This is a genomic window from Acinetobacter sp. 24-47-47 (genome assembly GCF_057737035.1).
Genome location: NZ_CM173216.1, coordinates 538,247 through 551,328 on the forward strand (window position 1 = coordinate 538,247; position 13,082 = coordinate 551,328).

Consider the following 13,082-nt stretch of genomic DNA (forward strand, 5'->3'; position numbering starts at 1 on the left):
AAAAGGACGGCCAAATCTATGACTGTCCTTTTTCTTTTACACATATTTAATATGGATCATTAGAATGCAAAATGTTCAGCATCCAAAGTCATTAATGGTTCTAATCCACCTGCAATTACGTCAACATGTGAGCGAACGCGTGGAAGGATCTTCTTGAAGTAGAAGCGAGCTGTTGTGATTTTCGCATTGTAGAAGTCAACTTCAGTTGAACCTGCTGCAAGTTGTTGTTGAGCAACTTGAGCCATGCGAGCCCATAAGAATGCTAGCGTTACATAACCAGAGAAGTATAGGTAATCTACTGCAGCAGCACCGACTTCATCAGGGTTTTGCATCGCGCGCATACCGATCTGCATGGTTAAATCGCCCCATTCTTTGTTGAGTGCAGCCAAAGGTTCAACAAACTCTTTCAAGTCTGCATTATCTTTGTTTGCTTCAGCGAATTTGTGAATGATTTTGGTGAAATCTTTCAACATCGCACCTTGAGTTTGCAGTACTTTACGACCTAACAAATCAAGTGCCTGAATTTCAGTGGTACCTTCATATAAGCAAGCAATACGTGTATCACGAACAATTTGCTCCATACCATGCTCTGAAATGAAGCCGTGACCACCAAATACTTGTACGCCTTTGTTTGCAGCTTCATAACCAACTTCAGTTAAGAATGCTTTAGCAATTGGCGTTAATAATGACAGAATATTATCTGCAAATTTACGTTCTTCTTCAGTCGCGCCTTTCTCAACGATATCAGCATAGTGAGCAAGGTAGTACACTAGAGCTCGACCACCTTCAGCAAATGCTTTTTGCGTTAAGATTAAGTTGCGAACTGCTGGATGCACAATAATTGGATCTGCTTCTTTTTCAGGTGCTTTAGGACCAGAAAGTGAACGCATTGCTAAACGATCTTTCGCATATGCCAAAGCACCTTGGAAAGATGATTCAGCAGCAGACAAACCTTGTACAGCTGTACCAATACGTGCAGTGTTCATGAAGGTGAACATTGCATTCAGACCGCGGTTTTCAGGGCCAATCAAGTAACCTGTTGCACGATCAAAATTGATCACACATGTTGCGTTACCATGGATACCCATTTTATGTTCAATCGAACCACAACGAACAGCGTTGCGCTCGCCAACTTCACCATCAGCAGTTAAGTTAAACTTAGGTACGATGAATAATGAGATCCCTTTTGTTCCCTTAGGAGCACCTGGTAAACGCGCAAGAACGATGTGAACAATGTTGTCCGCCATGTCATGCTCACCAGCGGAAATAAAGATTTTCTCACCTGAAATTGCAAAACTACCATCTGCATTAGGTTCAGCTTTTGTGCGGATAATACCAAGGTCAGAACCCGCATGAGATTCTGTTAAACACATGGTACCTGTCCACTCACCTGAAATCAGTTTTGGTAAGTAAGTATTTTTTTGCTCTTCCGTACCATGGTGCTCAATTGTACGAACTGCACCATGAGATAGACCTGGGTACATACCCCATGCCCAGTTCGAAGAGCCGATCATTTCAGAAATGATAATGCCTAAAGAGTTTGGTAAACCTTGACCACCATATTGTTCTTCAGCAGCTAAAGATGGGAATCCTAATTCTACATATTTTTTATATGCTTCTTTGAAGCCTGTTGGAGTAGTAACTACACCATCATTCCAAGTACAACCTTCGCGGTCACCTACTTGGTTGAGTGGAGATAATTCGTTTTCACAGAAATCTGCAGCAGCTTCTAAATATTGATCAACCAACTCACGGCTTACGTTTTCTTGGAATGCAGGGAGTTTTGAAAAGTGTTCTTCAGCATTTAATAATTCATGCAAAACGAATTGCATATCACGTAAGGGCGCTTTGTATTGTGGCATATCGGGTTCCTCAATACTGGTTAAACCAGATTTATAATCCTAATAAAAAATGTCGTGTCATCTACGACACCTATTTTGTTCTATTACATCGTGCAATAAGTTATTGCTTGGTACAAGTTTTATAGCCATATTCTGTGTGACTGTAAAGTCAAAGAAAAAATATTAATTTTGGCTAAGTGTTTAGAGTATAAAGTTTTTTCGTGAATTATATGTGAACAGAATAGTCAAAAACGTAATAAGTTATGACATAAAAAAAGGCGCAACATGCGCCTTTTTAATATTCAATCACTTAGTAGTGAGTTGAATTGAATTATGCGGATTTTTTTAAGTCTGGTTTAACGAGTGGTTGATTTGGTTTGAAATAAACTTTACATACACCGTTGATAGTCTGTTCACCCACTTTGATTTGAACTTTTTTACCGTCAGTTTGTCCATTGCATGCTTGAAGTTTTGCATTTTGACTAACTTGCTGTTGCATCAAACGTTGATCAAATTTTTGAACAAGCTCAGCACGTTTGGCATCTGTGAGCGGTTCACCTTTTTGTGAACGGTTAGCTTGGGCCGAAGTTGGCTTTCCAGCTTTAAATTGGGCACGTGCTTGCTCATGCATTTTTTTCATATCAGCACGATCCGCTATGAAACGGATATGACAAGTACCATCAATATTTTGTTTATCAGTTTTGAGTTGAACAGTTTGACCTACAACTTTGCCGTCGCATGCTTGACGAATTTGCTGCATCATCGCTTTACGGTCAGCACGCGCTTGTTTGAATTGCTCGCGTTGTTCAGGTGTTAAACGTTCTTTATGATGATGTTTTTTATCAAAGTGACCCTTTTTAACTTCTTGAGGTGCTTGAGTTGTTGTTTGACATGCAGTAAGTGCGCCCATACTGATTAAACCAGTGGTCACCAATACAATTTTGTTCATCGCTTTCATTATGTTTATCCCCAAAGTTGTTTGGATTCGGTATAGGTAAAGATTAAATAATAAAGATGAAGAAACAATGGAGAGTTTTTTGAATCAGTGTTAGATACAATACTGAAAAACGAAGAAATAATGTGAGTTAAATTTGAATATACGTCGCGTACCAATCGCACTACGCTTATTTTTTACAGTACTGTTAACGACATTGCTCATTACGACGGTTAGCTTAAGTGTGCTGCATTGGACGATGCAAAAAAACTTCACCAAATATGTAGCTGATGTAGAAATGCAAAAGCTTGATCATCTGATCGATAATTTAGCGGGCGTATTCTCTGTTTATCAGGATTGGGGAAATGCCGTTCAAGCTCAGATTTTACAAATTGAAGGTGAAGCTGCACCCGATGATTATGATCGACTATCACGTTGGTGGTTACGTCGCCAATATGATATTGCATTGCAACAGCGTTATTTCAAAGAGCATACATTAATTAGCGAAATTGAGTCACAAAGAACGCAAACTATTAGCCCTGAAGAGCTGAAAGTCTTAGAAGAAAATTTACCTTCTGCATTTCAGCCATTTGAAGGATTGCGTTTCCCATTAAGTTCAAATCAGAATCAGACAAGAACGACGAACAGTTCTGATAAATCACATGAAAATAAGCTTTCTAGTTTGAGAACTTCTGAATACCAGCAGGGCAAGAAACTATTTATATCTATGTCTGATCACTTGGGTTTAAGTTCTAGACTTTCCTTATATGATGCAAAACAACAGTTTATCTTGGGGGAACCATCAGAGAATATGGTGTCGTATCGACCGATCACAGTTGATGGCAATATTGTGGGGTATCTCGGGCTAAGACCTGTTTTAGATCAAGATGATGCTTTAAGTATTAATTTCTTTAGCAATCAAAAGCGTTATTTATTTTTAATATATATTCTGACATTTATTTCGAGTTTGGTTGCTGCCTTATTATTAGCAACTTATTTTAGAAAGCCAATTCAACGCTTATTAAATGCAACACGAGAATTAACCAAAGGAAATTTTCAGCATCAGGTGAAAGTAAATCGTAACGATGAGCTTGGCGATCTTTCGACTGAAATTAATCAGTTAGCTGTGATTCTAGATCAGCATGAAAACTCTAGAAAGCAGTGGGTTGCAGACACTTCGCATGAGTTAAAAACGCCGCTGGCTGTTTTGCAAGCACAAATTGAAGCAATGCAAGATGGAATACGTAAACCAACGCCTGAACATTTTGCTTCAATGTTGGCACAAGTTTCGAGTCTGAAAAAATTAACACAAGATTTGGCTGCGTTAGCACAAGCTGAAGCACAACAACTCAATTTTGATTTCAATGAAATTGACCCTTGGAGTGTCGTGTTAAATGAGATTGAAAATTTCAAACCTAAATTTGAACAAGCCGATCTCACGATTAGCGCAGAGGGGCATGGAACGAAATTACAATTAGATGTAGATCGTTTTAAACAAATTATGGTCAACTTACTCGGTAATACTATTCGCTATACGGAAGCCGGTGGAAGAATTCATGTGCATACGATCGAAAACGATAAGACTTGGTCGGTGATTGTTGACGATAGCCCATTAGGTCTTACTGATGAGCAATTGGCTCATTTAGGTGAGCGTTTCTATCGAGCGGATGATTCTAGAACACGTAGTACTGGCGGAACTGGATTAGGTCTAGCATTATCGTGCAAAATTGCACAAGGCATGAAGGGCTCCTTGAAGTTTGACCACTCACCATTGGGTGGATTGCGCTGCATCCTCACATTTCCAAAGAAATCGTTTTAAATTGAAGAAGGGTGACATATGAAACATGTGATGCTGGTTGAAGATGAAGTAGAACTTGCTCAATTGGTGCGAGATTATCTTGAAGCAGCTGGCTTTGAAGTCAGTATGTTTCACGATGGTCAAGAGGCTTATGATAGCTTTTTACAACGTAAACCAAGTCTAATGGTTTTAGATTTGATGGTACCTCGTATGGATGGTCTCACGATCACCCGTAAAGTCCGTGAGCAGTCTGATTTGCCTATTATCATGGTGACAGCACGAACGGAAGAGATTGATCGTGTACTTGGTTTGAATATGGGGGCGGATGATTATGTTTGTAAACCATTTAGCCCTAAAGAGTTAGTTGCTCGTGTTCAAGCAGTGTTGCGACGTTTAGATCGTAAAGCAGAACCTGAAGAAAATAATTTATTCCGTATGGACAAAGGTCAACAACGAATTTGGTATCAAAACAAATCTTTAAATTTGACACCTACAGAATTTCGACTTCTTGAATTATTTTTAGAACACGTAGGTCAGGTGTACTCTCGTGCGCAATTATTGGATCATATCAACCCAGACAGTTTTGAAGTGGCAGATCGTGTGATTGATAGCCATATCAAAAACTTGCGCCGTAAAATCTCGGATGCCGCGGAAACAGGTAATCGCCATGAATGGGTTCAAGCTGTTTATGGGGTGGGATATCGTTTCGAATATCCTGAAGATTGATTCTTTGTGATAAAAAAAAGCGAATCTAGAAGTTCGCTTTTTTTTGGTGCGTTGGTTTTGGTTAGGGTCTCTACAATTGGCCATTTCATATGCAACTTTCATGTAACTTTGTTAGGATATAAGCTTATTAAAGGTGGCTATCGTATTTTTATTTAAAGTAAGCTTCGACTCTAGCTTTTACTATAGGATCAACATCATCAACCATATAAAAACAATATCTATATTTTTCGATCAAAACACTAATATATTTTTGTTTATCAGGAACTGTGTGCTTTAAGATTATCTGTGCAGCTACGGTTATTAAGTTATTTGATTGGCGTGTCAAGGTGATCAGCATCTCATCTTCATATCCCATAACATCTCTAGTAAATGACTGTTTTACAGTATGTACTATGGAGTTAAGTTGCTTCAAATGATATTTTTTGAAATCACAAAGGGTGAATAGCCACCAAAATTATTGGCTGAGCAGGTAAGTTTGCAGCACCAAGCTTATCAAGCATTTCAGAAATCATTGGACATGTGTCGGATTCAAATTGCTCTTCAAATGTGTAACTAAATTGCAATTTTGATATTTGATGATTACTTGCAAGAAATAATAACCAATATGCTCTGACTACAGCTTCAAATTGTGATCTAAGTAAAATCATAGCTTGTGTTGGTAGATTTGAAGATAATAAACCACTTACTCCAAGCCCATGCTCAAATGAGATGTAAATACATTGTTCAACTAAGTCCAAACGCGGCCCACAATCGATAATGTCACTATTAATAATTTCTTGTTTTAGCTCTAAGATCATCTGAGTTGATAATCCAAAAAGTTGTTCTATATCCATAATGAATATCGTACTCATAGAGTTGTAATGATATAACCCAAATATAGAATGAGTTTTTCGTATTACTACTATTTATTAATTTAGCGTAATTATTGTTATAGAAAAGCAATTTTTAACTTTATTCAAATGACTCTGAGTAAAGCGATATGCTTTTGTTCGGCTTTTTTAAGCTTCGATACCACAAGATTATAGGAATTGGAGATCAAATCTTTGATAAGCTCTTCATCCAATTCAGATTCATCATAGATGGAAACCCAGTGTCGTTTATTCATGTGCCATCCAGATCGAATATAAGGATAAATATCTTTTAACATATGTCCATGATCTGGTTCGACTTTTAAATTAATCGCAGCTTTGCCTTTTAAATGAAATGCGAGCAAAAAGACTTTATCCATAATTTTATAAACATCACATCCCTCACCAAACGGTTGACTGACAGTGACTTCAGGAAATTTTAAAGCTTGTGATGCTGCCAATTGATGTAAATGCATAGTCAAAACGAATGGTTATTGTGGATAATGATTAAATTATCCACAGAATGAGAGAGGTTTGTGAATAACTTATGATGAACAACTGACTTGAATTTCAGGGACATCACTAGCTAAAGGGCCTAAGTCTTCTGGTTGTTCAAGACGTTCTTGTTTGGTGTATGGTGTTTGAAGAAGTTTGAACAAGCGATCAACTTCAGAGAAATCATCACGTTCAGCAAGTTCAATTGCTTTCTGTGCCATATGGTTTCGTAGAACGTAGTGTGGATTGGCTGTTAACATCGCTTGATCGAGATCGTCAGTGTCTTGATTTTCTCGTATTGAGAGATATTGGTGAAGAAACCGCTCAAATGCGATACGATCAAGGCAATCATCTTTGATTTGTTCATACGCTTTATTCTGTAAACGAATAAAACTTTGGGTGTAATCAAGTTGTTCTGTTTGTAAAATATGTAGAAAAGCCATACCACAATCAAAGCTATCTTTATGAAAACTTGGTAATCCCATTTTTTGACTTAAACCAAGTTTATAGTGTTCCAGGAACGTTGGTTCATAGTGTTCTAAACAGTAAGACAAGTCTTGTTTCCATTGCTCTCGATCATAATTTTCTGGACAAAGATGAATGAGACTATTTAACCAAGTCCATAAATTCCAGTGCCCGATACTCGGTTGGTTCTGATACGTATAGCGTCCTTGGTAATCAGAATGATTGTTGATCCAATTAGGACGGAAAAGCTCCATAAAACCATAAGGTCCGAAATCTAAAGTTGAGCCGGTAATATTCAGGTTGTCAGTATTCATGACCCCGTGCGCAAAACCAATCAGTTGCCACTTGGCGATCATGATCGCAGTACGTTGAATGACTTGAGTTGCAAAAGAAAGAACAGGTTGTTCTGTCTCCAAACATTCAGGGTAGTGCCATTCAATGCACTTTTGTGTAAATTCTTGCAGTAGATCTGGCTGAAATTGATTAATCCACTCAAAGTGACCTAAGCGAATATGTGTATCACACGTACGCAACATCATCGCGCCACGTTCAAGTTTTTCTCGTTGTACACCTTGATCTGATGATACAAAACCAATCGCATTACTGGATTGAACACCTAGGGCATTGAGGGCGTGTCCAGCCAAATATTCACGAATAACGGAACGTAACACTGCACGACCATCGCCTCTCCGAGAATAGGGGGTAGAGCCAGCACCTTTAAGATGTAAATCGACCGTGTTGTTATTTTGATCCAGGATTTGAGCAATGAGTAAACCGCGACCGTCACCAAGCTGTCCAGCCCATTGTCCAAATTGGTGACCCGCGTATACCATCGCCAAAGGTTCAAACTCAGCAAAAGTTTTTTGCCCGCTACAGATTTCTACCCAGTTCATCTTATCTTCTTGAGTCCACAGTAACTCATCTGCAAGTGCTTCATTAAAATGACCAGGTTTAGCCCCTTTTAGCGGAAGAGGTTGTTGATGATGATACAGTCGAGCGGGTAGTGTGTTATAGCGAGAATTGAACTGCATATAATTTTTCAAAATGTGATGAACAACTTTGACTATAGCAAAATTCGATACATAAAACTGTGACTGCTACATTGGAAATGGTATCGAAAAAATAAAAAAAGCCCCGATCAACGGAGCTTTGGAGTAACTGAAGAGTCTCTTGAATGAGTTATTCAGATACTGGTGATTTCTTTAAATTACGAACCAATAAGTTCAATGTCTCTCTATGATGAGATAAACGTTGTTCAACCAATTGGAATTCAACTTTCAGTTTACTATCCATTAGGTGAATTTTTTCAGCAACAGCTGCTTTTTTGGCATTAATTTCTTGCTCTTTAAGCTTCGCCCAATCATTTAAAGTTTGCGTAAATGCTTCATATTCTTGAGCAATTTTTGTTTTAACTGTCACGATATCATCATTCACGTTATGGCCGTAAACAGCGAGATCTTGTTGGGCATATTTAAACTTCATTGCAAGCTCAGCTTTTTTAATATTAAAACTTGGAATACGTCGTAAGTTTTTTGCGAGCCCTAGTTTTGAACACGTCCAGATCAACCATTTAGTTGGGTCGTACTGCCACCATTTTACGCCATTGCGATAGTCGTATTGGAAGATATGATGGTAGTTATGATAACCCTCACCCCAAGTCGCAATAGCAAGAACAAAGTTGTCACGTGCAGTATTTTCATCTGTGTACGGACGTTTGCCCCACATATGGCATAGCGAGTTGATAAAGAAAGTCACATGATGGCTTAAAATTAAGCGCATTAAACCACCCAACAATAATACTCCCCAGACATCACCAACTGCCCATCCAATAGGAAGAAGAATAGCGGCATGAACGACAATCACGAGAGGGATGTAATATTTATCTTGGAACATGACAATTTTGTCAGCCAATAAATCAGGGGCGTTTTTGTAATTTGCTTCAGCTGCTGGATAGTTGCGTAGCATCCAACCGATGTGCGCGTACCAGAAGCCATTGTTAATTGAGTAGGGATCTTTTTCTACATCATCAACATGACGATGATGGGTACGGTGACCTGAGGCCCAATACAAAATGCTGTTTTGTACAGCAAAGGTTCCCATAATCATTAAAATGATTTTGAGTGGTACAGTCGCTTCATAAGCACGATGTGCCCATAAGCGGTGATAACCTGCGGTAATGCCAAGACTGCTCAGACCCAACAGCGCAAACATACTGATCCACGCAGCAAGCGAGAAATCATGATGATAAGCATAAAGTGGAATCGCAATAACGGCGACAATAGGTAAAAACACCAATGCAAATACTGCAATCCAGTTGATTGGGGCTTTGGGTAGGGGAGCATTCATCTCCAACAGCACTCCTAGAACCTTTAATAGGTTAAAACTAAATCCACTCACAAATTTGTGAGGTTAGACTCGTTAATACTAACATGGGCGAACATGTGTTCACTAGCATTATTGTACAGTTGTATTGTTTAAACCGTAACAGAATACATCATTGTATAAATTCGACTTTGGACGAATTCCAAAAAATAAATTAGAAAAAATAATCAAATAAGTTTTTGAATTTGAAAATATTATAGGTGAGACATCATTAACTTGGGATAATCAGTAATTAAGCCTTGAACTCCTAAATCCTTAAGCTGTTTAGCACGATCTATATGATTGACTGTCCAAATACTAATATTTAAATTTGCGGAAAGTGTGGAGGCAATGATCTCATTTGTAGCAAGTTCGTTCATCCAACCAATTTGACAACATTCAAATTTCAAAGCTTGATCAATGGCTGCATGCTTTATATCGGTTTCAACCAGTAATCCACGCTTAAACCTTGATTTTTGCTGTTGAAGGGCTTGATGAATTTTAGGATCGAAACTGGTGATAATGGCGGAATCTTCAAAGCCTATTAATTGTTGATCTAAGGCTTCGACAATCTTTTCTGCGGCCTTCATCGATTCAACAGCTTTGACCTCAACTTCAATATGATTAAAATTATGAATAATTTTGAGGGTTTGATCGAGTAGAGGCGTAGCTTCGACTTTATTCCATTCAGACCACGTTACGGCATGATTATACTGCGCTAAATCTTGCTCATCACATTCGTATAAATGTTTAGCTTGGCCTGTAGTACGAATAAAGTCATCATCATGCATCACGATCAGAGCATTATCTTTGAGTTGACGAACGTCAAATTCTACAGCGCGGATACCAATATCTTGAATATATTGAAATCCACCGAGGGTGTTTTCAGGTGCTTCCCCACGCGCACCACGATGACCAATTATTTTCATAAAATACCCTGAAATTTCAGGGTGATTTTAGTGCTAAATCATGAATGAAATATGACGATTTTTAATCAAAATTTTGATTAAAAAAGCATTTTAAGTGGATGGGGCAATCAACATGCAGACCTTTTTACACTTTTAAGGTCAGGCCTCAATCGTCTCATTGATATTCTTTTGCCAAAGCACTTCTGAGCCACCTTCAGCACGTTGTAAGGTACGAGATGCGACGAATAACCAATCAGATAAGCGGTTCAAAAGTTGCAATGATGTGGCTTGGATATTTTGATCACGTTGATGAACAGACATCACGCTACGTTCAGCTCTACGGCAGACAGCACGTGCTTGATGAGCAAAACTGCAGACTAATGTACCAGCTGGCAAAATAAAGTCTTTTAGCATGGGTAATGCTTCGTTCATACGATCAATATCATTTTCTAAAAATTCAATACATACTGGTTGAACCAAGTTAAATCCAGGAATGCAGACTTCGCCGCCTAAATCAAATAACCAATGTTGAATCAGACTGAGTGATTTATCCCATTGAGCTTTGTCTTCAATGCTACTTAAAGCAATGTGCGAACGTAATACACCAATGGTCGCATTGAGTTCATCGACATCACCTAACGCATCGATACGTAAATCATCTTTAGGTACACGTGAACCATCGCCTAGTCCGGTAGTGCCCGTATCTCCCGTGCGGGTATAAATTTTACTTAAACGGTGACCCATGTTATTTCCTTAATATTCAGATATCGCAATTTAAAAAGGATAATGCTACAGCTGTGACATTATCCTCAAAAAGTATTTAGCTATAGGTTGATGAAATTAGTACTTGAACGTAACACCAACGGAAGCTTGGCGACCACCATTGATGTAATAAATACCATTCCCACTAGAGTATTCAGTTTCATATTGAACATCACCAATGTTTTCAATATTAGTGAATAGTTTAATATTGGGGTTTATATTCCAGTAAGCATTTACATCGATGGTTGCATAACCAGGATTATTGTATTGAGTGCTGTAACTTTTAGACTTAGAGCTACCAACTATAGAAGTGCTAATTCCGTAAACCTCATTTTGTAAGCCTGCTGATAGTGTTGCTTTTTTACGAGGGCGCTTTTGCAAATCTTCATCTGTTTCTACATTTTTTGCTTGCACATAAGCGTATGAAGCATTTAAGAATAAATCATCTGTATTCCATTTATAAGAAACTTCACCACCTGTAAATTTAGACTTATTTACATTTATGAGGGTGCTATTTTTTGAAGTAATCAGATTGTCTACTTCATTACGATATACAGATAAAGAAATTAAGGAGTTTTCTGTAACTTTATGATCTAAACCAACTTCATATGAAAAGCCTTCTTCAGGTTTTAGGTTTGGGTTGCCACCCCAATTTTTTGCATATAAATCATTCATACTTGGTGCTCTAAATGAGCTACCAATATTGGTATAGATACTTATAGATGGGCTAAAGTGATATCTTACAGCCCCTTGACCAACGGTATGTGAGCCGAAACGTTCATCATCTTCTAAGCGAATGCCAAATTGCGCATCGATATTATTTGCTTGGTATTGATGTTGAGCAAAATAGCCTGTGCTGTTGTTTTTACGACTATATTCAACATCGTACATAGGATCCCAATCACTTTTAGATAAAATATCTGCTTCAATATTTTTATGAGTTACCCCCATTAGAATATTTTGAGAAGGTGTGAATTGCCATTTTCCATAAACTTCAGCTTCTTTAGAGGTATTGTGAACAAAGTCAGGCTTGTCCATTTGGTCTAAATCATCTTTAAACTGTGATAAACGGGCATTTAATTCAAGATCTGATGTGATTTTAACCTTACCCTTTAAGTTCACAATTTCATTTTGAAAATCTTGGGAAACTAAATTGCCGTTTAAGTTGTAAGCACCATTTCCTTCATTTTGGGTGTAATCTAAAGATGCAGAAAAAGCTTCTTTGTCGACACCAAATTTTGCGCTGTATCCTTTTTGATCATATGCATATTTTTGATTACTGTTGCTTAATACTTCAGTGCCATCAGATTCTAAACGTTGACCGCGAATTTGTGCATACAAACCATTTTCAGCAAAGTCGGCACCTACAATTGATTTATAAGTTTTGTTTTCACCAATTTCGCCTGTAACAAATGCACCTGTTTTTACCGGTGTTTTAGATACAAGTTGTATGACACCACCAATAGCATCAGTACCATAAAGTACAGATGCCGGTCCTTTAAGAACTTCAATTTGCTTCAGGTCTGTTGTGTCAATAAATTGAATTGATGCTGAACCCTGAGAGGGTGTATTTAAACGAACACCATCACGCATGACTAAAGTATGGTCAGACTCAGTTCCACGTAAAAAAATAGAAGCTTGCTGTCCATATCCGCCAGTCTGAACCATATTGATTGATGCATCATTAATTAATAAGTGAGGTAAAGATACAATAGGGGATTGATCTAAAACTTTAGGCTCAATAATTGAAATCCGCGCAGGCACATTTTCAATATTTTGTTCACTACGAGAAGCTGTAACCACAATCGTACTTAAAGAAGATTTTGCAGAAGTTTGAGCTTCAGTCGTTGCTGTTACAGACGTTGAAAAACCCATCGCAATAGCGATTGCACCAACCAAAGCTGTTGGTTGACATTGAATAGACATAACGTGCTCCATACATTC

At 38.1% G+C, this 13,082-nt stretch carries 12 protein-coding genes; 2 read left to right on the forward strand and 10 right to left on the reverse strand.

The genetic code is table 11. From position 1 onward, the window contains the following. Positions 1 to 59 precede the first annotated feature (59 nt). The gene (locus AC1M9E_RS02515) at positions 60 to 1,862 is read right to left on the reverse strand and encodes an acyl-CoA dehydrogenase C-terminal domain-containing protein (protein WP_180028280.1); all 1,803 of its coding nucleotides are present in this window, start codon (positions 1,860 to 1,862) and stop codon (positions 60 to 62) included. Positions 1,863 to 2,172: 310 nt separating this feature from the next. Beyond that, positions 2,173 to 2,799 (reverse strand): hypothetical protein, encoded by a 627-nt coding sequence (locus tag AC1M9E_RS02520; protein ID WP_481607928.1) that lies wholly within the window; start codon positions 2,797 to 2,799, stop codon positions 2,173 to 2,175. 133 nt (positions 2,800 to 2,932) lie between these two features. On the opposite strand from AC1M9E_RS02520, the gene baeS reads away from it, so the two are divergent. Both baeS and AC1M9E_RS02530 read left to right on the forward strand, forming a co-directional pair. Then, complete coding sequence (baeS, locus tag AC1M9E_RS02525; protein WP_035265564.1) at positions 2,933 to 4,594, forward strand: sensor histidine kinase efflux regulator BaeS; 1,662 nt, start codon at positions 2,933 to 2,935, stop codon at positions 4,592 to 4,594. 18 nt (positions 4,595 to 4,612) lie between these two features. Then, on the forward strand, positions 4,613 to 5,299 hold the full coding sequence (locus AC1M9E_RS02530; protein WP_092767563.1) for a response regulator: 687 nt from the start codon (positions 4,613 to 4,615) through the stop codon (positions 5,297 to 5,299). A 148-nt stretch (positions 5,300 to 5,447) separates the two neighbouring features. On the opposite strand, the gene AC1M9E_RS02535 is transcribed toward AC1M9E_RS02530, so the two are convergent. The 8 genes from AC1M9E_RS02535 to AC1M9E_RS02570 all read right to left on the reverse strand — a co-directional run bounded on the left by AC1M9E_RS02535 (position 5,448) and on the right by AC1M9E_RS02570 (position 13,064). After that, the gene (locus AC1M9E_RS02535; RefSeq protein WP_481607927.1) at positions 5,448 to 5,711 is read right to left on the reverse strand and encodes a hypothetical protein; all 264 of its coding nucleotides are present in this window, start codon (positions 5,709 to 5,711) and stop codon (positions 5,448 to 5,450) included. A gap of 16 nt (positions 5,712 to 5,727) precedes the next feature. Beyond that, positions 5,728 to 6,132 (reverse strand): DUF6988 family protein, encoded by a 405-nt coding sequence (locus AC1M9E_RS02540; RefSeq protein WP_481587176.1) that lies wholly within the window; start codon positions 6,130 to 6,132, stop codon positions 5,728 to 5,730. A 122-nt stretch (positions 6,133 to 6,254) separates the two neighbouring features. After that, positions 6,255 to 6,623 (reverse strand): MmcQ/YjbR family DNA-binding protein, encoded by a 369-nt coding sequence (locus AC1M9E_RS02545; RefSeq protein ID WP_481587177.1) that lies wholly within the window; start codon positions 6,621 to 6,623, stop codon positions 6,255 to 6,257. A gap of 69 nt (positions 6,624 to 6,692) precedes the next feature. Continuing rightward, on the reverse strand, positions 6,693 to 8,138 hold the full coding sequence (locus AC1M9E_RS02550; protein WP_481607926.1) for a protein adenylyltransferase SelO: 1,446 nt from the start codon (positions 8,136 to 8,138) through the stop codon (positions 6,693 to 6,695). Between the two features lie 148 nt (positions 8,139 to 8,286). Further along, positions 8,287 to 9,453 (reverse strand): acyl-CoA desaturase, encoded by a 1,167-nt coding sequence (locus AC1M9E_RS02555; RefSeq protein ID WP_035265557.1) that lies wholly within the window; start codon positions 9,451 to 9,453, stop codon positions 8,287 to 8,289. Between the two features lie 230 nt (positions 9,454 to 9,683). Continuing rightward, the gene (locus AC1M9E_RS02560; RefSeq protein ID WP_180028285.1) at positions 9,684 to 10,397 is read right to left on the reverse strand and encodes a glycerophosphodiester phosphodiesterase; all 714 of its coding nucleotides are present in this window, start codon (positions 10,395 to 10,397) and stop codon (positions 9,684 to 9,686) included. A 138-nt stretch (positions 10,398 to 10,535) separates the two neighbouring features. Continuing rightward, positions 10,536 to 11,120 (reverse strand): cob(I)yrinic acid a,c-diamide adenosyltransferase, encoded by a 585-nt coding sequence (locus tag AC1M9E_RS02565; protein WP_035265549.1) that lies wholly within the window; start codon positions 11,118 to 11,120, stop codon positions 10,536 to 10,538. A gap of 96 nt (positions 11,121 to 11,216) precedes the next feature. Further along, positions 11,217 to 13,064, reverse strand: coding sequence for a TonB-dependent receptor plug domain-containing protein (locus AC1M9E_RS02570; protein WP_481596045.1), 1,848 nt, complete (start codon positions 13,062 to 13,064; stop codon positions 11,217 to 11,219). Positions 13,065 to 13,082 lie beyond the last annotated feature (18 nt).

Excerpts from the sequence above, each read along its gene's own strand:
- AC1M9E_RS02515 (WP_180028280.1), bottom strand. The coding sequence starts at position 1,862 with ATGCCACAATACAAAGCGCCCTTACGTGATATGCAATTCGTTTTGCAT.
- AC1M9E_RS02520 (WP_481607928.1), bottom strand. The coding sequence starts at position 2,799 with ATGAAAGCGATGAACAAAATTGTATTGGTGACCACTGGTTTAATCAGT.
- AC1M9E_RS02530 (WP_092767563.1), top strand. The coding sequence starts at position 4,613 with ATGAAACATGTGATGCTGGTTGAAGATGAAGTAGAACTTGCTCAATTG.
- AC1M9E_RS02540 (WP_481587176.1), bottom strand. The coding sequence starts at position 6,132 with ATGGATATAGAACAACTTTTTGGATTATCAACTCAGATGATCTTAGAG.
- AC1M9E_RS02545 (WP_481587177.1), bottom strand. The coding sequence starts at position 6,623 with ATGCATTTACATCAATTGGCAGCATCACAAGCTTTAAAATTTCCTGAA.
- AC1M9E_RS02550 (WP_481607926.1), bottom strand. The coding sequence starts at position 8,138 with ATGCAGTTCAATTCTCGCTATAACACACTACCCGCTCGACTGTATCAT.
- AC1M9E_RS02555 (WP_035265557.1), bottom strand. The coding sequence starts at position 9,453 with ATGAATGCTCCCCTACCCAAAGCCCCAATCAACTGGATTGCAGTATTT.
- AC1M9E_RS02560 (WP_180028285.1), bottom strand. The coding sequence starts at position 10,397 with ATGAAAATAATTGGTCATCGTGGTGCGCGTGGGGAAGCACCTGAAAAC.
- AC1M9E_RS02565 (WP_035265549.1), bottom strand. The coding sequence starts at position 11,120 with ATGGGTCACCGTTTAAGTAAAATTTATACCCGCACGGGAGATACGGGC.
- AC1M9E_RS02570 (WP_481596045.1), bottom strand. The coding sequence starts at position 13,064 with ATGTCTATTCAATGTCAACCAACAGCTTTGGTTGGTGCAATCGCTATT.